At 50.1% G+C, this 22,333-nt stretch carries 17 protein-coding genes and 1 pseudogene; 3 read left to right on the top strand and 15 right to left on the bottom strand.

Annotation, left to right across the window (positions count from 1 at the left end; all coding sequences use genetic code 11):
• Positions 1–38 precede the first annotated feature (38 nt).
• Complete coding sequence (locus AC0LWM_RS14190; RefSeq protein ID WP_474675601.1) at positions 39–1,889, bottom strand: ABC transporter ATP-binding protein; 1,851 nt, start codon at positions 1,887–1,889, stop codon at positions 39–41.
• Complete coding sequence (locus AC0LWM_RS14185) at positions 1,852–3,621, bottom strand: ABC transporter ATP-binding protein (protein ID WP_474675600.1); 1,770 nt, start codon at positions 3,619–3,621, stop codon at positions 1,852–1,854. Before AC0LWM_RS14185 ends, AC0LWM_RS14190 begins: the two co-directional genes overlap by 38 nt.
• 323 nt (positions 3,622–3,944) lie before the next feature.
• Between AC0LWM_RS14185 and AC0LWM_RS14180 the strand changes: the two genes are divergently transcribed.
• Together AC0LWM_RS14180 and AC0LWM_RS14175 are read left to right on the top strand one after the other, a co-directional pair.
• Positions 3,945–4,334: a GNAT family N-acetyltransferase gene (locus AC0LWM_RS14180; RefSeq protein ID WP_474675599.1), complete on the top strand. Its 390-nt coding sequence runs from the start codon at positions 3,945–3,947 to the stop codon at positions 4,332–4,334.
• Positions 4,335–4,463: 129 nt separating this feature from the next.
• A complete protein-coding gene (locus AC0LWM_RS14175) occupies positions 4,464–5,438 on the top strand; it encodes an aldo/keto reductase (RefSeq protein ID WP_474675598.1) in 975 nt (324 codons plus the stop codon).
• An 81-nt stretch (positions 5,439–5,519) separates the two neighbouring features.
• Here AC0LWM_RS14175 and AC0LWM_RS14170 read toward each other — a convergent pair whose 3' ends face one another.
• The 8 genes and pseudogenes from AC0LWM_RS14170 to AC0LWM_RS14135 form a co-directional block, all read right to left on the bottom strand.
• Positions 5,520–5,714 carry a hypothetical protein gene (locus tag AC0LWM_RS14170; RefSeq protein ID WP_474675597.1) on the bottom strand — a complete coding sequence of 65 codons (195 nt, stop codon included), beginning with the start codon at positions 5,712–5,714 and terminating at the stop codon, positions 5,520–5,522.
• 60 nt (positions 5,715–5,774) lie between these two features.
• Entirely contained in the window at positions 5,775–7,073 is a 1,299-nt protein-coding gene (locus AC0LWM_RS14165) for a hypothetical protein (RefSeq protein ID WP_474675596.1), read from the bottom strand.
• 206 nt (positions 7,074–7,279) lie between these two features.
• Positions 7,280–10,564, bottom strand: a complete 3,285-nt coding sequence (locus AC0LWM_RS14160) for a right-handed parallel beta-helix repeat-containing protein (protein WP_474675595.1) — start codon at positions 10,562–10,564, stop codon at positions 7,280–7,282.
• Positions 10,565–10,577: 13 nt separating this feature from the next.
• Entirely contained in the window at positions 10,578–12,671 is a 2,094-nt protein-coding gene (locus AC0LWM_RS14155) for a hypothetical protein (RefSeq protein WP_474675594.1), read from the bottom strand.
• Between the two features lie 376 nt (positions 12,672–13,047).
• Positions 13,048–13,182 (bottom strand): hypothetical protein, encoded by a 135-nt coding sequence (locus tag AC0LWM_RS14150; protein ID WP_474675593.1) that lies wholly within the window; start codon positions 13,180–13,182, stop codon positions 13,048–13,050.
• Positions 13,183–13,206: 24 nt separating this feature from the next.
• Positions 13,207–14,109 (bottom strand): annotated as a pseudogene (locus tag AC0LWM_RS14145) (helix-turn-helix domain-containing protein).
• Positions 14,110–14,628: 519 nt separating this feature from the next.
• Positions 14,629–15,096 (bottom strand): VOC family protein, encoded by a 468-nt coding sequence (locus tag AC0LWM_RS14140; RefSeq protein ID WP_474675592.1) that lies wholly within the window; start codon positions 15,094–15,096, stop codon positions 14,629–14,631.
• Positions 15,097–15,291: 195 nt separating this feature from the next.
• On the bottom strand, positions 15,292–16,077 hold the full coding sequence (locus AC0LWM_RS14135) for an arylamine N-acetyltransferase family protein (protein ID WP_474675591.1): 786 nt from the start codon (positions 16,075–16,077) through the stop codon (positions 15,292–15,294).
• A gap of 192 nt (positions 16,078–16,269) precedes the next feature.
• Between AC0LWM_RS14135 and AC0LWM_RS14130 the strand changes: the two genes are divergently transcribed.
• On the top strand, positions 16,270–16,578 hold the full coding sequence (locus tag AC0LWM_RS14130) for an MGMT family protein (protein WP_474675590.1): 309 nt from the start codon (positions 16,270–16,272) through the stop codon (positions 16,576–16,578).
• A gap of 32 nt (positions 16,579–16,610) precedes the next feature.
• Here the strand turns inward: AC0LWM_RS14130 and AC0LWM_RS14125 are convergent, their stop codons facing one another.
• The 5 genes from AC0LWM_RS14125 to AC0LWM_RS14105 all read right to left on the bottom strand — a co-directional run bounded on the left by AC0LWM_RS14125 (position 16,611) and on the right by AC0LWM_RS14105 (position 22,332).
• The gene (locus tag AC0LWM_RS14125) at positions 16,611–17,270 is read right to left on the bottom strand and encodes a GAP family protein (RefSeq protein ID WP_474675656.1); all 660 of its coding nucleotides are present in this window, start codon (positions 17,268–17,270) and stop codon (positions 16,611–16,613) included.
• Positions 17,264–18,037, bottom strand: coding sequence for a MerR family transcriptional regulator (locus tag AC0LWM_RS14120; RefSeq protein WP_474675589.1), 774 nt, complete (start codon positions 18,035–18,037; stop codon positions 17,264–17,266). Before AC0LWM_RS14120 ends, AC0LWM_RS14125 begins: the two co-directional genes overlap by 7 nt.
• A 25-nt stretch (positions 18,038–18,062) precedes the next feature.
• Positions 18,063–18,413 carry a hypothetical protein gene (locus AC0LWM_RS14115; RefSeq protein WP_474675658.1) on the bottom strand — a complete coding sequence of 117 codons (351 nt, stop codon included), beginning with the start codon at positions 18,411–18,413 and terminating at the stop codon, positions 18,063–18,065.
• Between the two features lie 61 nt (positions 18,414–18,474).
• On the bottom strand, positions 18,475–21,063 hold the full coding sequence (locus AC0LWM_RS14110) for a metallophosphoesterase (protein ID WP_474675588.1): 2,589 nt from the start codon (positions 21,061–21,063) through the stop codon (positions 18,475–18,477).
• A gap of 3 nt (positions 21,064–21,066) precedes the next feature.
• On the bottom strand, positions 21,067–22,332 hold the full coding sequence (locus AC0LWM_RS14105) for a class I SAM-dependent methyltransferase (protein WP_474675587.1): 1,266 nt from the start codon (positions 22,330–22,332) through the stop codon (positions 21,067–21,069).
• Position 22,333: the final 1 nt, after the last annotated feature.

Genomic DNA, 22,333 nt, shown 5'->3' with positions numbered 1-22,333 from the left:
GACGGATAATCCTTCCAAATATCACCCACGGAATTGAATCATTTCATCGTCTGGGTGAAAAGCTCATGGTAAAAACCATGTTCACGAAGCAGCTCTTCATGGGATCCTTGCTCGAGAAGTCTTCCTTCCTTCAGAACGATAATGCGGTCGGCATTCCTAACCGTATTCAAGCGATGAGCTATAATGAAGCTAGTTCGCCCACGCATCAGACGCTGCAACGCTTCCTGGATTTGAAGCTCCGTAATCGTATCGATGCTGCTCGTCGCCTCATCCAGTATGAGAACGGCAGGATTCGCCACAATGGCCCTCGCGATCGAGATCAACTGCTTCTGGCCTTGGCTGATGCCTGCGCCTTCGTGCTTCAGCATCGTGTCGTAGCCGTCCGGCAGCTTCATAATAAACGAATGGGCGTTGGCTTCCTTCGCCGCTTCCGCGATCTCTTCGTCGGTTGCGTCCAGCCGCCCGTAACGAATGTTGTCCCGAATCGTTCCCCGGAACAAGAACGAATCCTGCAGCACAAAGGCCATATGCGCGCGAAGGCTTTCGCGCCGGATCGTCTTGACGTCGTGGCCGTCGATGCGGATCACGCCGCTATCTGCGTCGTAAAACCGCGAGAGCAGGTTGATCACCGTCGTTTTGCCCGCTCCGGTCGGACCGACCAAAGCGATCGTTTCCCCCGGCTTCGCTTCAAAGCTCAAATCGGCGATCGTCTCGCCATCCTGCTCGTAAGAGAAGCAAACATCCGAGAATTGTACATGCCCTTCCACACGTTCCAGCGATACCGCCGTTCGTTCATCGTTGCGCTCCTCTTCCTCGTCCAGTAGCTCGAACACCCGCTCCGCGCCGGCCACCGCCGACAGCACGGTGTTGAACTGGTTCGCGAGGTCGCTCAGCGGTCTTGTGAACTGCCGCGAATATTCGGCGAAAATAACGATCGTTCCGATCGTAATCGCGCCGTTCAGCGCAAACACGCCTCCGATGCCCGCCACGATCACGAAGCTTAAGTTGTTCAATGCGTTCATCAGCTTCGGAATGAAGCCCGTGAATGTTTGCGCCCAGAAGGCGGATACCTTCAGCCGCTCGTTTTTGCCGCGGAATTCGGCCATCAATTTGGTTTCCAGCGAAAAGCTTTTGACGATCATTTGCCCGGACATCGTTTCCTCGATAAATCCGTTCATATCGCCCAAATTCCGCTGCTGCTCCTTGAATAACCGGCCGGTCCGAGAAGTGATCCAGCGCAAGCCGTAAATTAATAACGGCACGACGATCAAGGTCAGCAGGGTGAGCTGCGGGCTCAGCCAAATCATGACGGACAAAGTTCCGAGCAGGGTCAGCACGCTGGAGATCACCTGAATGAACGAGCTGTTCAGCGTAGAGCTCACGTTATCGATATCGTTCGTCACGCGGCTCATCAGCTCGCCATGGCGGCGCTTGTCGAAAAACGAAATCGGCAGCTTGTGCAAATGCCGGAACAGCTCGGTCCGCATCCGGTATACCGTGTTTTGCGCGATGCCAATCATCCATACGTTCTGCAGCCAGAGCGATAGCGAATAAAAGGCGTATACGCCGGCCAGTCCGATGAGAAGCTGCAGCAGGCCGTCGTGGCTTCGGTCTACGATGTAGTCGTCGATGGCGCGGCCGATCAGGAACGGACCTAGCAGTGCCAGCAGCGAGCTTGCCACCACCATGCATAGAACCGCTGCCAGCTTGCCTTTGCTTGCGGCAAGGTAAGCCCAGATCCGTTGTAACGTGCCGCGCCAATCTTTGGCTCCCCGTTTGCCCTTGGCCGTGTCCCCTGCTTGGGGAGCGGTTTGGCCCATAGCTTGTTTCCCTTTTGGCTGCTGCTTTCCTCTAGGATATTGAAAAGGTTTGCTTAATTCCTTGAGCATCCTCAGCGCCCTCCTCTCCGACCTGCGAACGGTATATGCGCTGATATAAGGAGGAGTGACGCACGAGCTCGTCATGGCTTCCCGCAGCAAGAACGGCGCCGTCCTCCAGCAGCACGATACGGTCCGCGCCCGTTGCCGTGCTTATTTTTTGCGTGATCATCAGCGTCGTGCAGGATAACGCCTTCAGCTCTTGAAGAAGCTTCGCCTCGGTCTTGACGTCAAGCGCGCTCGTGCTGTCGTCGAGCAGCAGCACCGCCGGCTTGCGAACAAGTGCGCGGGCAATGGATAACCGCTGTTTCTGTCCGCCGGACAAATTGACGCCGCGCTGCCCGATAACCGTATCGTACCCTTGCGGCAGCTTCGCGATCGTATCGTGGATTTGCGCCCGCTTGGCCGCTTCGACGATTTCGTCCTCCGACGCGTATTCGTTGCCCCAGGCGATATTCTCCCTTACGGTTCCGCTGAACAGCATCGCCTCCTGCGGCACATACCCGATAGCTTGACGCACTTCGCCCGGGCTCACGTCGCGAATATCGACGCCGTCGACTCGGATCGCTCCTTGCTCGATATCGTAAAGCCGCAGCAGCAGCTGGAACAGGGTTGATTTGCCCGATCCCGTCGCGCCCATGATCGCAATTCGTTCCCCGCCTCTTGCCCGGAAGCTGACGCCATCCAGCACCTCAGCCCGGCTGCCCGGGTAACGGAACGAAACGCGCTCAAATTCAACATCGCCCTCTCCCCTATTTCCGCTTACCGCACCGATCTTCGACTGCAAGGCAACTCCGGTTACGTCCTCGGTTTCCAGCACTTCGGAGATGCGGGCGGCGGAAGCCTTGGCCCGGGCAAAAGCCATGATGATCATCGACACGATCGATAGCGCAGCCGTAATGCGCACCGCGTAGTTGACGACGGCGACGACGGCTCCGACACTGGCACCGCCGCTGTCGATCTGATGTCTGCCGTACCATAAAACGACGATTACGCTCACGTTCATAATGAGCAGGACTACCGGCATGGACGATTCAACGATGCGGAGCGCGGATACGGTCCGATCCATCAGCTCGCCGCTCGCCCGGGTGAACCGCTGCACCTCGTGCTTCCGCCGAAGAAACGCTTTGATCAGCCGCATCCTCGACAAATTTTCCTGCATGACGCCGTTCACGCCATCGAGCTTCTCCTGAACCGAGCGGAACAGCTTGCCCGTTAGCTTCATCACTTGCAGCAGAAACAGAACAACAACCGGGATCATAACCGCTACGATAAACGCAAGCTTGGCATGAACGACGAATGCCATCGTCACGCCGCCGATGACGAGCAGCGGAGCGCGCATGGCGATACGCAAGCCCATAAACAACGTATTCTGAATTTGCGTGACATCGTTCGTCAATCGCGTAATCAAAGATGAGGTCGCAAAACGGCTGAATGCCGCGAATGTAAGCGATTGTATTTTGCCGTACAGCTTTTCCCGGATATCCGCACCGAAACTTTGGCTCGCGTGGGCTGCATAAAACGAGTTAATCAATCCCGAAGCGAATGAAACGATCGTGAACAAGGCCATGACACCGCCCCACAACAGGACGACGGAGATATCTCCCTTCAAGATGCCGTCGTCAATCATCTTCGACATGAACAACGGCTGGAGCAGCTCGACGACCAACTCCACGAGCATTAGAAACAAGGCTACGCCCATAGCAAGGCGGTACGGTTTCAAAAAGGGCAATATCCCGCGCATGATCGGCCTCCTCTGCCTGACGCCGAATGGATGTCCGTCCATTTCTTCCGGCTACATATTTTCGCTATTATTATAGTCCCGATGGAGAAGGGCAGCAATGGATATTACCATAATATTACAATTCAAAATGAATATATGAAGCTTCCATGGGGAATATGACTTCAATGAAACTCGCACTTTCATGTCAAAAGGTTCCAAATATATAATTAGGATTAAAAAAGGGGGAGTTTCTACTGGATATCAACCTGCATAAAGTTCCGGTTGAAGAAAGACAAGTACTGGAACATCTTATTGAATACTATGTGTATGATTTTAGCGAGTACTTGGACATTGAATTATCGGAAAACGGGAATTTCGGATTTTATTCGTTAGATCCATACTGGGATGATCAAGTCAATCACTCTTCATTCATCGTCAAATTAAACGATACAATAATAGGTTTTGTCCTGGTTAAAAGAGTAGAGAAGAATGGAAAGGAAATAAACAAGATTGCAGAGTTTTTTATTGCGAAGAGATATAGACGAAATGGGTACGGTAAAAATATTGCTAAAAAAATATTCGATATGTATAGAGGATCGTGGGAAGTGACCCAAATTGAAAAGAATATGCCGGCACAAGTTTTCTGGCGTAATGTCATTTCGGAATATACAAATGATAGATATGAGGAGCAGTTTTACGATGGAAAATTCCATCAAACATTCGTGAACTACTAGTAGAGCTTCTATCCATAAAAAAGCATCACACACGTCAACGCGCGGCTATTTCGATTAGACATTTGCCCTTCGATTCAATACACTCGAAGTATGTACTTATTCCAGCAGCAAAGCGAGGGGAAGCTCACGATGAAATACCATCGTCTTGGAGGCAGCGGGCTGCATGTGTCCGCGCTCGGTTTGGGCACGAATTCGTTCGGCGGACGCGCCGACGCGCAAACTTCGGCCGATATCATCCATTTTGCACTCGAGCAGGGGATTAATTTTATCGATACGGCCAACATTTATACCCGCTCCCAATCGGAGAGCATCATTGGCGACGCATTGACGGGAAAACGTCACAATGTCGTATTGGCGACGAAGGCCGGCTTGGTGAAAGGTCCGGGGATCAATGAACGGGGCTCGTCCCGTTATCATCTCATGCTGGAGCTGGAAGGCAGCTTGAAGCGGCTCAAAACCGATTACGTCGACCTGTACCAAATCCATACGTTCGATCCGAACACGCCTCTGGAGGAAACGCTTCGCGCTTTGGACGACATGGTACGATCGGGCAAAGTGCGCTATATCGGCGCCTCGAACTATGCCGCATGGGAGCTGATGAAGGCGATTGGCATAAGCGAGCTTAAGGGGCTGAACCGTTACGTTTCCACGCAAATCAGCTACTCCTTGGCGGACCGGACGCCGGAGCAAGAGTTTGTCCCGATGTGCTTGGATCAAGGCGTCGGCATCATCCCGTATTTTCCGCTGGCCGGGGGCATATTGACCGGCAAATACAACACGCCGGGCAGCGTTCCGGCCGGTTCGCGAATCGAGAAAGAGCCGAATTTCGCCAAGTTTATCAACGATCGCACGATCGCCCTGGGTCAAGGCGTGAGCGCGCTCGCCGATCAGCTCGGCTGTTCGGCCGGCGTCCTTTCGCTTGCTTGGCTCATTCGGCAGCCGGCGGTGTCTTCCGTAATCGTTGGCGCGACAAGCGTCGCGCAGCTGGCCGACAATTTGCCCAGCGCCTCCTTAACGCTTGACGAGGATACGCTGCAGCAGCTAGCGCACCTGAGCCGGCCATTCCGCAGCGGGGAGCCGCTTGCTTTTTACCGTTTGCCGTAAATGCCAGTCGGAACGCAAAAAACCACGCGGAGGGGACCATGTTGTCCCTTCCGTGCGGCATGTTGTTACTTAAGCTCCATATTATCGTTTTCCGCTTAAGACCCCCGTCTTCGAACGAATGTCCGTTTCCTGCATATAAAACTCCATCAGCTTCCGATCCGCTACGTGATGGCTGATCTGCATGAGCTTCTCCGCCGCCTCATCCGCCGCACAGTCGCTGTTCTGGTTCGTGCTTTGATGTAAAGCGCGATGAATGATTTCGTAAAGCATACCCAATTTCAATCACCTTCCTTATATCGTGTGGCGTTATTATTAATTGACGCTCTTGCTTCCCGCTCACAGGTCATCCAGCATATCCGTCACCTTGCCCGTCGCCCGATCCACTTCAAGCCATGCGCCAGTCGCCGTATGTTCGTCGTCATCGCTATTGCGAACCAGCTCGTAGATGTGAATCGTCACGGTTTTATCGTTTGACGAATCCAACTCTTGGATAAAAATCGAGCCGATATTATGCTCGTCGCGGGTATTGTTCTCGGCACGAGTCTTGCCATCGATGCCCATCGCGACATAAAAAGCTTCCTCGTCCGTCAGCGGCGCATCCATGTTCGTCATGTTCTCGTCGAACCGCTCCATCAAAACTTCCTGGTACCGGTCGAATTCCGCCTTGCGCGTCGCTTCGTATATGGTGTCATCGCCATAACCAAGCCTCTTCAACGCTTTGCTCAGCTTGGTGCGTTCCCCACCAGGCCCAATCTCCCCTATGTTCAAGAACGACTTCTTCCGCTCGTCATATTGAACGAGATATTCCGAAACGATAACGTCGCGATGGATTGTGCTGTGCGACTGCAGCAGAAGCAGCTGCTTGCCCTCCTCCGAATAGATCGTCAGCATATCGGTAAAGCCTTCGCGGTACGTTTCTTCCAATTGAACGGCATTGTACAGCTTCTTTTGAAACGGAGTATCCTCCGCGGCAGACCGGAACAAATAAAAATAGCCTTTAGGCTCGGCATTAGCCCCGCCAAAAGATTCCGACTCAGGGTAGTCGATCTCAAGGCGATTATCCTCGACGGTAACGGTCACGGCTTTATACTGCTCGTCGGTCAGCTTGACGACGCCTCCCTGAACGGTGAAATCCGACTCGATCGAGCCGATATGATGCGATAGCCCGGTCATGATATTCACCTCCAACCGGTAAAGGCCTTTCTTCTTCTTCGTGACGATGGCTTCCCCGAACCAAAGCGGGCTATCGCCCGCAACCTTGTATACACCTTCGACGATTGCAATCGAGGCGTTCGTCCCCTTAGAATCGGAAGGCGCCTTTTGTTCGGTGCCCGGCGATTCCGTCGGGATTTGCGGAGTCGAGGACGGCGTTGCGGATGTAGACGGCTCTGTTTTTGCCGGCTCCGGCTCCGGCTCCGGCTCCTTCGATTCAACTCCCTTCGATTCCGGTTGAGTCGCTCCCGTTCCCGAATCGATCAAATCCGGTTGGCCCGTTCCCTCTGCCGCCGTGCTCGAGGCTACCTCCTCCTGCGGCATTACAGGTTTTTCTCCGGCCCCGGATTGGCAGCCCCCGATGACGACAGCGACGGTACCGGTCAGAAACATGTATAATATTCTTTGTTTCAGCATCTGCATAGGAAATCCTCATTCATCTGTTTGGACTTGATCATTCGATAATTACGGCGAATCATTGCGACGAACCATCAAATTATACCATAATTGCACAATTCCGCATGAGAACGGAGTACCAAAAAAATCCATGACATGTAGCCTCGCAGACGAACTCCTTCATACGGAGCACGTTTGGGGGCTGAACATGCCGAGCCGGGAAAACGGCTTACTTATGGATTGATTACATTGCCGCTTGAAATATCATTGGATTTGAGCTTCATGACAGCATGATTTAACGTGTTGTTCGTGATCGTGAACGGTTCGGCGCCTACGCCGGCGTACTCCGTCGAAATCCCCGTAATTCCCGCTATATCCGATGTAACCTGGTTGTTACGGATCGTTGTGTCTGCGACTTTCGCCGGATTCATCCGGTCCCAGTAGTAGCCGATATAAACGATCGGAACGGCGGCCGATGCCCCAGTTGCCGTAATCGTGTTGCCATCGATTAGCACTTTTTTGTCTTGACGAATGGATATGGCCGAGCCGGGACCTTTCATCGCAAAATTCGAATTCGTGACGGTCAGGTCGAGATTGGGACTTTCCCCGCATAGCCCGCCGCCGCCGCTTGTATTTCCTGCAAAAGTCGCATGGTCAAAGACGTATTTGCCGCCCGTTTTTAACAGAACACAAGCTTTGCCGCCCTCCCCGGCTTCGAAATAACTGTTGGTATAATTGCCGTCCAGCAGATTGATGCCTTGAACCGGGTTGTAGCCGACAACCCGCAGGTTGTCGAATTCATGATATGCCGCACCACCGCCCCCTATGGAACGAAGGGAAGGACTGCCAGATATCGTGACGTTCTTAAAGCTAGTTCCGGCATCCCCCCAAATGCTCAGACCTGTGTCCCGATCGGAACTTGTAATGTTCAGGTTTACATTTGCAAGCTGGATCCCGCCGTACACATTGTTGGTTACGCTGATGCGGGTGTCTGTCGCATTCAAGCCGTCAACGATAATCTGATTGCCCGTGAAGGTTGCCGCCCCTCCCGACATCGTATTGTTAACGAATTGGATGTCTTTGCTCGCCTTGATGTTCGTTTGTTCAAACGTATTGTTTTGCACGGTTGCGCCGCCTGCGAACGCTTCGCCCTCCAATACCCCGTACGCCCCTATGGAGTTGAATTGGTTGTTTTCAATTAATGCACCGTAGCCGTCATACAACAAGACATCGTTCCGGACGTTTCCATAAAACGTGTTTCCACGGATCGTCACGTCTTCATTCTTCGCCCCGTTGGCAGCTGTCACGTTAACTCCGGACATCGACGCAATTCCATTCGTGTCATGAATGATATTGTTCTCGATCAGCATGTTCGTTGCGCCGCTAACCGTAACTCCCTGGCGCCGGTTTGAAGCCAGCTCCGAATTGCGAATGATCGTGTTTGTCGAAGGTGCGCGATTCCAATACTCGCCGTATATTCCGTCGGCTGAAGCTTGATCGACCGTGAGGCGCATCTGCGTGGCTCCGTTCGGAATCGAAACGCGTTCGCGAATATTGGCATCGGCGCTGGAAATAAAGTTCATAGCGCTATCATAGAAAAACACATGAATCGGGACTATCGCATTGCGCCAGTTCGATAATTCAAACCAACGTTCCGCTTGAAAACGGGCATTCGTCAGCGGGAATGTTTTATTGGTCCGAATTTTGGAGGCATCGGGCGTCTTCTGTCCATTCGCGTCCAATGCTCCGGATTCGAAGTTTCCGGCATTCACGGCGCTTCCCATTACGGCTTGCGTGCCAACGACAACAGCGTCTCCGGTGAAATTATACGCTTTTACTCTGTCGACAACGGTATTTTTGGCGCTTTCAATGAAAATGCCATGCCCGTTTTCATGCGTGCCGGAAGAATACGGAGTGTCTTTCTTCGAATAATCATGGGTATCCCGGTCACCGACAACCTGCCCTCCCTTGATGGTCACTTGATCGTCCCCGTAGCCGACATAAAAGACGCGATAAGACTCTTTGCCGTTTGTTTCCTTCTTCACAATGGCATTCGGCGCCATCTCAAACAATAGATTGCTTAAAATATGAACTTCGCCGGCCACTGGAATCAAATAAGTGCCCACGGGCAAATAAACCGCCGTTATCCCTTGGCCGTGCGCCCATTGAATGGCTTGATTCAAACCGTTCACCGTATTTAAAGCGTCTGTGCCGTCGCTATGGATCCCCCAACGGTCGAGCTCGATCAAATAATGCGAAGGCGTGCCCGTCGCCGAAATTTTGTCGGAGACGCCGCCGCTCCCGCTTACCGCCTCAACCTGAAAGTTGTACGTTGTGCCGAATGAGAGTCCATTCGCATGAAAAGCAGTGCCGCTGACAGGCTCCGTGTTTATTTTCGAGCCGTCTGCATAAATGTTGTAACCAACGACATTGGGGCTCGTGCTTGCTGCCCATGTTAAATCCACGCCGCTCGGCGCCCCTTTTGCGGTGAACCCCGAAGGGGGATTGATCGCGCCCGGCGACTCGTTCGAAAAGAACTTATCGTTCAAATAGGAATTTCGCGCATCCTCCGCATCATATGGCAATCCGAACCATTCTCCGACGTGCGTGTACAAAGCTGCGATTTCCGCCGCGCTCAAGCTGTCCAGATTCGGAATCTGGCTCCCGCTTGCCTGACCGCTGGCGATCAATGGCTGAATACGTTGGTTGAAGAAGTAGGCATCGTCCGAATCGCCATTCAGCCACGTGGCGTTTAATTGCGCAGCCGCCAGATTAAACTTCTGCCATGCCTTATGGATGATGTTCTTCTGAATGGCCGTGCGCTGCTCTACCGTCGGCGCCTGAAAGTCGAGCACGTTAAACCGTCCGATCTGATGTACATGACCGCCCCATGTCGGGGAAAAGTTGGAGGGTGCCCAACGGATCATCATGAAACCCCAGTCTTCTCCATTCAGCGGCACATACTGATAGTACGTTTCCCATGGGATAGTAACCGCCGTCCCCCACCCCGTCGGGATTTCTTCGTTGACCACGGTTACGTTTCCCTGAAACGGCAGGTTATTACGATTTTCCGTTTGCCATTCGTAATATTCGATCGGGCTGCCATTCGTTTGAATAATCATCTGATGATAAGTATTGTCACCCTGTCCGGGCTGAAGGAACATCTCGATCGAACTGTTCTTCAATACGCCGTTCGCTTCCCTTTCCGCCTCATTCGATTGAAAAAAGATTTGCAGTCCTTCTTCGTTGTACGTCATATAAAAGCCCGTATCGCGAGGGCCTCCGGGAGCGATCGTTGTCTCCGTCCAATATTGCACGAACCGGTTCTCCTTGTAGTCCGGATTGTTGAAATAACTGCTGTTGTACCATTCCATCGGCGTCGACAAGTGCTCGGCGGCATATTTCACTTTATATTCGAGCTTGGTTACCGGCGTCGCTCCGAACACGGGCTCGAGGCATGTGAAAATAAGCAAAAACGTGAGCAGCATCGATACGATAAGCTTCGCTTTATTCGGCATGGACGTCCCCTCCTTAGTTCGATGCGGCCAAATCGATCATTTTCATAATATGGGCGATCATTTCGTTCCTGACAAGATTCGCATTGGCCGATCGCTCATTAACGGCTTCGAGCCAAGTTAATGCTTTGTTCGCGGCTGCAACGCGGGCGGAAACGCCGGAGGCGATGGCTTCCTGGGCGAGCTGCTTCAGCTTCGTCGCGTAACGAATATCGTCGATGCCTTCGCGAAACCCTTCGTATGCCATCGTATCGATGACATCCGTTTTCGTCGGATATACGAAGTTGAAGGCTCGGAACGTTGCATCGATGTACTCGCTCCAAACGTTCACGTATTGGCTTTCGAAATACCAGATGTAGTTGTACACAGCATCATAATTCGCTTTATACATCCACATGCCGTGGCGCTGGCGCATAAAATCCGGATTTTCGGGTCCGGAGTGCGGGTACGCATAGTTGGTGATGATCTTGTCGCTGCCTTGCGCATGCCAGACATCTGCTTTCGCGCGCGTCGGTTCGCCGGCCCAGTTCAGAAAATTTTCTTTTACCGCTAAGTTCAGGTGGGTATCATTGCCCGTCGCAAAAATCTTCGCTCCAACGTTTTCTTTGGCATACCGCCATAGTTCCTGCTGCCACATGAGCCGATTCCAATCCGCTTCATCCCATCCGTCAAAATACAGGTTCGTATGGCCGACGGCTGCCGAAACATCGTTGAACGCCGTTTGAATGTAATTTTTCGCGGGCGCAAGCGTTGCCAAATAAGCGGCATATTTATTTTCCATCGTGATTCTGTTCGCGTCCGTCGGGTTGGCTTCATAAGCTTTCTTGGCTACTAGGTAACTGCTATATACGCTGTAGTATTCATTGGACGTAAACGCCGGACCTACGCCAAAGAGCGGGTTCAAATTCATGCCGGCTTGTTGCATCAGCTGCAGCTGGCGAAGGTAGGTTTGCGGTGAATTGAGTTCGTAGACTGCGTTTGGCGGCAAATTGATCACATTATGTTCGACTAAGTTGCGATATTGATTTAGAAGCCTCGTTTCCGCCAGCGCCGTATTGCCTCCCGTTCCGGCCAACGCATTTTTCATCGTGGAGCCATGATACATCATGACATAAAAGTCTTTATTCAAATCGTAATACGTCTTCGGAGCCGGAAGCTCGAACGGCAGCACGCGAATCTTCAGCGTAAGCTCACCCGCAGGCGCTCCGTCCGCGGTAATGCTGATCGTTCCGGTATACACGCCTTCCGGCGTTCCGGCCGGCACTTTCGTCGTAATCCACATCTGCTTCGATTCGCCTTGTTTCAAGGCGACCGGCAATAAAGAAGGGCTGTCTTCGACCGGTGCCGTATAGGAATTAAACGCAGCGGGCGGGCTCCCGGATATATTCACGTATTGTGAGCCTGCCGGATAATCGACGCGCAGGAAATTTTTCTTCTGAACGTGATCAACATGGATTAAGTTTTCGTCATGCAACAGGAGTTCAGGCGTGAGTACATCCTTGGTATCATCGAAGAAATAGCTCTGCCAAGCCGTACCGCCTTGGTACCACGTCTTGACGACATGCATATCAACGGCGCTGGCCGGGATTGTGCCTGAATCTCCCTGCAGGTTATGTACCGTGAAGGTTACCGCACTTACGTCGGCCAGCGGAACAAGCACGAACGAAGCCGCCTCGTATTCGTTTTGCGCCGAAACGACCGCAACTTGATCGCTGATTTTGCCATCGCTTGGAACAATGTCCGGCAGCCGTTTCTCGGGACTGAGCGCCGGCACGTTGTACACGATAAACGGGGAATTCATCCACAGCGAATTGCCGGCGGCCTGGATGTCCGTTCCGAGCTTAACGGCATAGGAGAGCGCTTTTTCGATTTCCGTTTCGCTTTCTTTCGAAACTTCGGAAGCGGTTGCCGTCAGGCTTGCTTCATTGCGCACCTTTTCCAGGTATTGTTTCAACTGAGGGCGATTCGTTGCGTTCACCAATGCATCGAGTTTGTCGGTGAGCCGGGCCCTTTCGCCTTCGGTCAAACCCGCGCCATTCGACGTCGTTGGCCAAATCATCAACAACATGAGGCAGAGCATCAAGCCAAAAATGAGAGGACGCTTTGGCATACAAATTCCTCCTTATCGTTAATGAAAGCGGATACACAAAATTCGAGAATCTAGAGACTAAACACCACCCCTCTCGTCAATATTTTGCAAAACAAATAAACTCACCTCCAAGTACGAAATTTTCATACAGGAAAAAGCGAGTATTAAAACGAATAAGTATTCGGGAATGCTAGAAGAGTGAAGAAGGAATTCAGAGGAACGGAAGCGTGAAACGAATGAAAGTAATAATGGAGAATATGCCGCAATCATTGGTTGACAGCATCATTATAAGAGGAATTAACGCATAAAAATAGGCCGCAAATTTACGAAAATGTCAGATTGTCGATGAAGTTGTGGAACAGCTGCCACGGCATGCTGCTCCACTGTTTTGCCCGAATTATTTCTCCGTATGTTTAGCTTTCTTCCGTGTGCGGTACAAATAATACATCGCAACGATCGCCCCCGGTATCAGAGCATACCAAACCGCCCCGATTTCCATTAAACTTGTGAATAACGTTTTGATATAACTCATGTTCGCAACCCCCTAAACCCTTATTTAACGATTGAGCGGTTCATCCAACGTTTCTTCAAACGATAAATTCGTCGGCTCGTCCAAAAGTTCCGCGCGGTGCTCCACGTTTGTCGTTTCCACGCTTTTGTCCACCTTTTCGAATGAAAACCGGTCCACCCACACATGCCCCGTACCGTGCAATAGAACTCCGAACGAAATGACGGCGCTGTTCTCGGGCACATCCAGAACAACGGCGTATTGATTCCAAAGGTTCGTTCCGACAATCGGCCGGTCGCTCATATTATCGAATTGAAGGACCTCCTCCGACGCGCTGTCCACCCGCATCCATAAGCCCGCAAATTGATCGACGTCTTTTGTTTTCATAAAACATGAAAGCTTCAGTCTTTGCCCTTTATATTGATCTGCCTTAAATTCTTGCATCATCGTTCCGAATTGTTGCGGAACATCCTGCGCCGACTTCGATTTGATATAACCGGACACGCTTCCTTGATGGACAACCTCCCGGTCAATCCCTACTTCATAATGAAACGGATGACTTCCGCTCAAAATCCACCCTTTAATCTCCGTTTTCATCCCTTTTTCCTCCTTTTTGGTTGCAACCTTTGACATGAGCCTTCGATATTGTCCGGGCGGCAAATTGTATATTTTTTTAAATGCGCGCGTAAACGCTTCTTGTGATTCAAAATGGTAATACATTGCCAGGTCGATGATTCGTATGTCGGATTGAAGAAGGGCAACGGCCGCGTTCGCAAGCCGCCTCATGCGAATATAAGCGGCAACGGATATTCCGACGGATGCTTGAAAAATTCGGTGGAAGTGGTATTTTGAAAAACCAGCGCGCTCCGCTATGTCATCGGCCTACATCTTTTCGTGCAATTGAGATTCTATCAAGTCCAACGTTTTTTGAATCGACGGTTCATACTTCATCACAAAATTACCCCCTTTCCAACTTTAGCTTAGCAAAATCCAATGAGCTTGTTTTGACTTTTTTTGCGGTCTTGTCGTTTCAAGATGGCTGGGCGGGTATGTACGTAAAGGTTAAATGAACAAAGTTCCTTGACCCATTATTACGGAACCAAGGAACTTTTCTTAACTTTGTTCAATCGCCCCACGCTCAGCATATTCCATCGCACACGATGAACCTTGTCGTACAGTGCATGAAACTTGCGCTTTGGATTTTCCTTGGCCGCAAGGTATAGTGCTTATGCCACCTGATGCGCTGCGTAACGGACTGAGATGACGTTATTCGGCCAAATATCGGGCTTTCGGCATCATAACGGTCTCGAGAGCCGTTATTTGGCGTATTTGCGGTAAGATTGAATCATTTTTTGCGAAATAGCGCCTCCTCAATCCGTTACAGCTCGGAAACCGCCGTTTTGCCGCAAATAACGGCTCTGGGGTCCGTTACAGTTGGCCCCCACAACTGCCCCATTCCCCTGCAAAGCTCTACGGCTGCCACGCTTCCCACAAGTTGCCGTCGGGATCGGCGAACAGCAGGTTTGGACCGCACGTCTGCCGAATGTCGCCGATAATGTCCACCCCATTTTCCTTGAAACGTTCGAAAAGTTCCTGGATCCGCGGAGTAATGAAACACCCGACTGCATGACGTTTACCTTCATCCTGTGTCCATGAAAAACCTAACCGGCCGCCTTCCGGCCCTGACTGAAGCAGAAACAAGGCAGGCACCGTTTGCCTTAGTCCTGCTCCAGGGAAATTTCCGTCAGCGTCGGGAAATCTCAAGATCGCCATGCCCATCCCAGGCTCAACCGGGTGGATGTTTGATGGCTGGCATCGTAAATTTTTCTGATACCATTGGATGGATGCATATACGTCGCTCACCGGAACGTAAATGCAAGTCAAGCCTGTGATGTCTTCCAGTCTTTCCTCCAATTTGATCTCTTCGTTCATTTGCATGTTCTCTTTTCTCCCTTCATTTCGCGTTAGTTTAGTTTCACTGGTCTACAGTGAGTTGGATGCCATAAGTTATCGCAAACCTGACTTCATGAAAAAATAAATTTTGTTAAAAGAAAAAGCCACGCAACTCAGCTTCCAAACGTACTCCGCAATAAGGGGTTCGTCTGTGATGCCGAACTGCATAGCTTCTTGGCTCTATTCGATCACAATGCCGAAATAAATGCGCAGCGCTTCGTTGTACTCCTCTTCAGTCTGCGGCGTCACAACCTGCACCCCATCCGGGGTGAAAATGCGGAATTCCTTGCCGGCGATCGTATTGCGCCCTTCCTTCGTCCGGATTGCAACCATCGTGTCGTGCAAGAAAATGGAATCCGGCGCGTTTTCGCACCAATACGAGGCCATCGTATAATCCTTCGGCAGCTGCGGCTCTTCCGTAAAGGAATACAGCCGGTGCCACTCGCCGCGCTTCAGCTCGCACAACATCCAGCCGAAGAACGGATCGAGCTCCAGCCGGTAGCATTCGTCGCCTTGCGGGTGTTCCAGTCCGAGTGCCATCCGAATCGGCCTGCGCGGCACGATGCCGCCAACGCCGACGTCGCACAAATACGACTCGCCTTCCGCTTCGACCTTCAGCACGTGGTGGCGCCGTTTCGGCGGCTTGTTCGGCTCGTCCCGCCAGAAGCGCGCGAATAAATCGGTCACCGGATAGCCCAGCTCCCGCAGCAGCCAGCCGAACAACGCGTTCAGCTCGAAGCAATACCCGCCGCGGCGGCGAACGACGATTTTGTCGTACAGCTTCTCCACCTCCAGCGAAAGCGGAACGCGGCGCAAAATATCCAAATTTTCATAAGGCACCGCATGAAGATGGCATTCCTGAATATGGGCGAGCGCCACCGCGCTGCCGTCCAGCGGACCGTCATAGCCGATCCGGTCGAGATAGGCGCGGACTTCCGGTTTCACATTCGTATTCGTTTGGCTCATTCGTTCAACTCGTCCCCTTCCATTTGGCAAAAAACGTTAGCATTTAAGCCTATCAAATCACATTTTGCCAAAGGGCGCAACGGAAAAAAATAATGAGCCTCCGCATCTATAGACAACCCTTTGCGCCCGTGCGACAATAAAAAAAAAGCGAACCGGCAGACCGGTTCATTCGAACGAACGGAGGCTTATGCCATGACTCCCTTTACCGATCGCGTCATCCAGCTGATCCGCGGCATCCCCGAAGGCAAGGTGATGACCTATGGCCAAATCGCTGCGCTCGCCGGAAGCCCCCGGGCCGCAAGGCAAGTCGTGCGCATCCTGCATTCCATGAGCATGAAGCACAAGCTGCCCTGGCACCGGGTCATCAACTCCAAAGGTGAGATTGGCATCCAGGAGGACGAAGGCTTCCAAACGCAAGCGCTGCTTCTCGAAAGCGAAGGCGTCGAAATCGTCGGCGCGCGGCGCATCGATTTGGAGACGTACCAGCATTGGCCGGAGTGAGGAAGACGGATTGACCCCTACTATAAAACTCCTTACAGATAATCCAAACTATTAAAAACCAAAATCAACCCCACGATACACATGACCCACGAAACAGCCGATCCTGAATGCTTCGAAAGCTTGATTTGAAGCCTTTCTAATGGTCTTTGCATCACTCGCCCTAATAATAAATGAAATGTAAACAGGATTAAAGGCGGTAAAATCATTATAAAATTATAACCTGCCATAATTGGGAGCCACTGAAAAACTGTTAGATTTGAGGTACTCATAAGTCCAATCGCGGCAAAATACGGAAATGCTGCACCTACTTCAATCAAAGATGTCATAAAACCGAGTGTAATCATGGATTTCTTACTATTTGACTTTGGCCTTGGCAAATCTGTTTTTTTACTCTTTGGGTAGTAAAAGCTAGCTATAAACAGAATTCCCCCAGTGATCAGCATAACCCAACTTACAATCCGATTTTGAAAGATGGAAGAGAACGTAGCCAGAAACGCATCCAGACCTAACATGAAAGCAACGCCTACTGAAAAATAAAGTACTGCGACCGTCAATAAATAAATCATTAAGCGTGAACCTAATCGCTCCTTTTCAGTTAACAGCAGATATACTGTTACTCCCAATGCTGCAGGACTAAGCGTATCTAATAAGGCTAATCCCCCTACCGTGAAAAGGAGTTCAAGAGTCACGATTCTCCTCCTTGCTCCAAGGAAGAGTCCTGTAGGGAGGAAACGTAAATGTCATAGGCTCGCTCCATAAAATCAAGAACTTCCTTATCTATAGGATATAGCCCGAGACTCTCGGATTCCTTTGGGGATCTTCTCAGATCCCATAATTTATTCACAAACTCGTCTTCTCCTTTGAATTCTTCCAATTGTTTTTCAATCATACGACGTATTATGTTTTGCACTCTTGATGAAGCAGGATCATCTTTCGTATATCGTTTTATCTGACCTAGCAAAGCAATCCACTCCATAGAATCAGGGTCTTCTCCACTCATTTTTGGTAGCTTCGTCCAAAGCTTCATTTCCTTATCGTTAAACACGTTCTCCTTGATGGTCGGCAATCTTTTTTTATGTTGATTCGATAGCTGAATAAGTTTCTGTATCGCAAGCCGCTCATCCCCGCCTTCGACTGCAATCCCATTCATCAATTCCCGTAGAGACGACTCTATACTCCTTAATCTTTCTTGCTCTTCAAGGATATAAGCTAACTGGCTTTTCAAACTATTCGACCAATTCCAATTAGAGTCGGATAACATATCTTTAATATCTTGCAACTTGTAACCCATTCCTTTTAAAAATTGGATATATTGAAGCTTCTTCAGTTCCTCTTCTGAATATAGACGGTGTCGCCCTTCTGTTTTGGATGAAGCCGTCAATAATCCAATCTGATCATAGTACCGAAGTGTTCTGACCGTGATTTTAGTTTGTTTCGCAACTTCTTTGATATGAATCAATTACAGACACCTCCGGCGATGGATGCTAATTTTCTTTATCTTTATATACAGCATATTTGATTAGATACCCCAATCCTAGTCCGACTAATACTCCAGGAAATGCTTGACCCAGCATAAGTCCAATCCCTGCTCCTATAATGACACATGCATAAATAAAGATGTCGCCTTGCTTCATATCTTCCATCCCCTTTTGTATAAATCTCCTCTTCCCTCTATTAGCCGACTTAATAGACAGGAGCTTAACCATTGGTTTGATTATACAAAATGACGCAACGTCACTTTCAAGTGTTTTTATGATTAGAATATTCTTTGTTAACAAGAGAAGCCTGCTTCCATTCTTTCTAATGGAAGCAGGCTTCTGATATTCCTTTTTCATCTGATAGATTTCGCTCCCAATTTGGATGCGGAATATTTTAATTTGGGTCCCAAGGTACGCCTTACAGTCTCGGATCGATCTCTTTTTCTTGGCTGACCTCGAATAACAAATGGGCCGCGATTTCTTGATACGTCTCGTTCTCCGGTCCAATTTCGCCGAACTTGACGGCAAGCATCCGTTGTCCTAAACGATGCTCGTTCATGGAAGTCCAGAGCTTCCGATGAATATTTTTTTGCTTGATCAGCTTCGCGTATTTATGCGGGAACCGGTAGTCGTAGCCGTAGATGATCGACAAATACTCCGGGTTCCGCACTTTCATGAAAGGAACCGTTTTGTTCTGGGCGACTTCCGGTTTGATCACGACGCCTTCCATATGATTGTCCGTCGTCATGGTTGCGAAATACCGTTCCGCCTTCTCCAGGCTGTCCGCCTCTTCCAAATCCAGCAGCAAGTACTCGTCGTCGTTCAAAAAACGGTACATCTCGGACGTTGTCCAGCCGGGAACCTGTTCGGTGCCGTCATCGTGGACTACTTTTAGCACCGCAAACGGCTTATATTCCATCGGCGCATCCCCGCCATATAGTTCCAGCTGTCTTTGATACGTTTCGTACGCCTTGGCATGTTCGTCTAACGTTACATACGATTTTTGAATCTCATGAATATGTTTATAGTTCTGATACACGCTGGCCCCGTATTTATCGCTCAGTGCCGTTTTGGATACATGAAGCTGGTCTCTCTCAAATCCGCTTGCATCGTACGCCTCGGCCAATTGCATAAAGGCTGCCTCGAACCCGCTCTCTCGCAGAAACCGCAGTTCGCTCTCCAACGCTTTGCCAATCGGTTTGAACTGCCGCTGAATCAGGCCGTCGCCGATCGCCTTCCATGGCAGCAGCTCTCCGTCCAGGATCAGCATCGAAACTTGTTCCTGCTTCATATATCCGCCGAATCGTTCAAGCGCCCGCTCGTAAATCTCGGTCAAATCGACTTGGTTGATTTTATATCCGTTGCGGCTCACCGCAAAGCATTGATCGATTTCCCGGTGCAAATACAGATTGCATCTTGAACCCATATACTTCGGTTGCAGAACAACATGCCGGACTCCTTGCTCCGCGTAATAGGCCAAACCGCTTTTCAAAGATTCAAGATTACCCGTTTCCTCGTCCTTATCCGCGGGAGACATCGTGCCGGAAATAAAATTGATTCGATTGCGAGAGCAATACCACAGTCTGCGAATCTCGTCTTCTTCAAGATCCTGTATTGATATTTTCTTCTCTTCCCGCGGAAATAACGTCATCAACTCATCCGTAAGATCAGCCTGCCGCGATTTATGCGATTTCAAGAACGGCTTAAAGCTAATATGAACCGAAGTCAGCGCATTGCCGTGCACGCTTCCCGTATCGATATGAAGCTTGTTTTTGATCCGGAACGGCTGCTTCGCCGCGATGTGCCCGAACACGTGGAACGGATGATTATGAACGGCTTCCTGCTTGAGAAAAGCAAGCTGCTCTTCCAATGAAGCTTCGCGATCGATTCGAAAATTGCGCTGATGGCGGACCGAATTCGCGTCCAGCTTGCCGATATATTTGTTTCGGCATGGCGCATGCGTGACGTAGAAGGAAGAGCCTTCCGTTCCGATTTTTTTAAAATAGGGCTTCGAGACCGACACCAAACGATTGAATTTGTCCAATAATTCCGGATCGCTGCGCAGAACCTGCGTCGAATCGAAATACGTATGGAGCAGCTCTTGATCGACGCCCTGGACTTCACCTTGCAAGTACTTGAACACGAAATTTTCGTGGTTCCCCATAACGAGGTAAAAATACGCTTGATTGTCGTAGAGGAACTCGACGATTTCTTTTGTACGGTTGCCTTTGTCGATCCAGTCGCCGGCCAAAATGACCTTCGTATCACGCAATTTTTCCGTTGCGATCAGCTTATTGTCCTCGATCCGATAGCCGTGGCTCAGCAGCAAGCCTTTCAGATCGTCGATGCATTCGTGAACGTCGCCGACAATGATATGCTTCTCGTCTTTCGGAAGTATCGTCTCCAAGTAGAGATCCAAATCTTCAATGACGATCTGATATTCGGGATTAGGCGAGCTTTCTTGAACGTTGAAGAAGTCTTTGGAACGGATTTTATGGATTTTCGAATAGCCCTCTCTGGACAGAGAGCCCAAAACTTCTTTCTTCAAACGATTGATATGGCTCGTAATCAGTTTCTTGGAACGGTCCGAGGCATAATAATCTTCTCGTTTCTTGTAATCGAACAAGATCACTTCAAGATTATAGTTATTCTCCTGGGCAATCTCGCGAACTTTCGCTCTGAAATCTTCCGATAGCCCCGTCGTATCTACGACAACAAACTCGGCATTTACGGGAAAAGAAGTGACCATCTTGAGCTTCTGGAACAGCAGATGAAAAGCTTGTTCACTTGCTTCCAGCATAATTTGGTCGTACTTGTCGTACGCCGAGCCGAGGATTTCTTGACGAATGCTATCCGAGGAAATGTACTGCACATTCGATCTCACATGCTTCGAGGGATCTTCGAATTGCAATTGAGGAATAAGCACTTCCCGGGCAAATGTCGTTTTGCCGCATTCCGTCGAACCGATCATCATGAATACCGTATGCACTTTTGTAAGGATCTGCACGAATCAATCCCTCCTTTTGCTTAAAATCGCGCCTTGCGTTGTCTGGATTCCGTTAACCGCGTCGCCGATGCCGACAAATTCACACGCAAGATCCGTTCCTTCAAGTGCATGTAGCAACCACTGTTGGAACTGTTCCCACCCCATTTCCCACCGGTGATCGGCATGTCTAAACTCGCTTAGCTCGTAAAATGGGTTAAAATCAGCGTTCGGCGTCGTGATGATGAACCGATCGAAATCGACGTTCCGATAAAGTTGGAGAATGAGTTGGGCCGCTTCCTCCTCGCTCATATGCTCGATCACTTCGGTCAGGATGATATCGACCTGCTCGCCGCTGTACGTCTCAAGAAATGAAGCGAGTGAGTTGAATGTAGCGATATTGTCGATCTCCTTGGACCGGGCTTTGCGATTTAACGCCTCAAGCAGCGTTTCGTTGATATCGATCGCATAATAGCTGCCTTCCAGCTTCGGAGCAAACGGGAAAGCATAATAGCCTTCGCCGCACCCGACATCCAAAATGGATTTATCGTAAGATAGCCATCTTCCGATGTAGTTTCTCCGTTGAAGCGCCGTTCCGCCGAAATCAAATCGAATCTCGTACAGGCTTGTTTGTTCAAGCTCCGTTTTGAACTTCCGAAACTGCTCTCTTGAAGTCAAGAAATTCCTGACGAATAGGTTCCGAATATAAAACGGCGCGTCGATGACATGAACGCTCTTGATATATTTCTCCAAGATGCTGTCGGAAATATCGATATATTCGTTGCCTGATAGAGACAAAAACAAGCATAATACGCTGACGGCGTGCATCAGCCGATATAAGCTTTTCGTCGTTTTAATCGTTAGCGAGTAGCTTTTATGAGCCTGATGCTTGATTTCGAACGAAAAATCTTTCATATGCTTATTAAATAGCTCGATATAACGCACCGTTTCAATATGAATCATCGGGATGTAAAAAGCATGCTCGTAGCCTTCCGTATCCCGGTTATCCTGCGCTTTGAGCGGATTCGAAAAAAACTCGTTGATCGCATTCAAAGGAAATAACGGCGTGTTGTAGCGAGATACGTTCAAATATTCGAAGTTTTCGTTTGCATGCTGTTTATACGAGACCTCATGGTCCGAGTCTTTAAAATAAACATTGTACGTCTCATCATCCGTGTACCATCCGTATGCGATTCCTTTACGAATCGACCGGAGCTGCATCCCGGAGCTTGGATTTTTCTTGATCAGAAACGAGAACGCCGGGTTCGTCGACGTCAATTGAACAATTGCCACA

The organism is Paenibacillus sp. sgz302148, from assembly GCF_056120465.1.
Note: the sequence above shows the minus strand (reverse complement) of the source record. Positions and strands in the feature narration are given on the sequence as shown.

What these genes read in the sequence shown, in the direction of transcription:
- AC0LWM_RS14190 (WP_474675601.1), bottom strand. Translation starts at nt 1,889, where the DNA reads ATGCTCAAGGAATTAAGCAAACCTTTTCAATATCCTAGAGGAAAGCAG.
- AC0LWM_RS14185 (WP_474675600.1), bottom strand. Translation starts at nt 3,621, where the DNA reads ATGCGCGGGATATTGCCCTTTTTGAAACCGTACCGCCTTGCTATGGGC.
- AC0LWM_RS14175 (WP_474675598.1), top strand. Translation starts at nt 4,464, where the DNA reads ATGAAATACCATCGTCTTGGAGGCAGCGGGCTGCATGTGTCCGCGCTC.
- AC0LWM_RS14165 (WP_474675596.1), bottom strand. Translation starts at nt 7,073, where the DNA reads ATGCAGATGCTGAAACAAAGAATATTATACATGTTTCTGACCGGTACC.
- AC0LWM_RS14160 (WP_474675595.1), bottom strand. Translation starts at nt 10,564, where the DNA reads ATGCCGAATAAAGCGAAGCTTATCGTATCGATGCTGCTCACGTTTTTG.
- AC0LWM_RS14155 (WP_474675594.1), bottom strand. Translation starts at nt 12,671, where the DNA reads ATGCCAAAGCGTCCTCTCATTTTTGGCTTGATGCTCTGCCTCATGTTG.
- AC0LWM_RS14150 (WP_474675593.1), bottom strand. Translation starts at nt 13,182, where the DNA reads ATGAGTTATATCAAAACGTTATTCACAAGTTTAATGGAAATCGGGGCG.
- AC0LWM_RS14140 (WP_474675592.1), bottom strand. Translation starts at nt 15,096, where the DNA reads ATGCAAATGAACGAAGAGATCAAATTGGAGGAAAGACTGGAAGACATC.
- AC0LWM_RS14135 (WP_474675591.1), bottom strand. Translation starts at nt 16,077, where the DNA reads ATGAGCCAAACGAATACGAATGTGAAACCGGAAGTCCGCGCCTATCTC.
- AC0LWM_RS14130 (WP_474675590.1), top strand. Translation starts at nt 16,270, where the DNA reads ATGACTCCCTTTACCGATCGCGTCATCCAGCTGATCCGCGGCATCCCC.
- AC0LWM_RS14115 (WP_474675658.1), bottom strand. Translation starts at nt 18,413, where the DNA reads ATGAAAAAGGAATATCAGAAGCCTGCTTCCATTAGAAAGAATGGAAGC.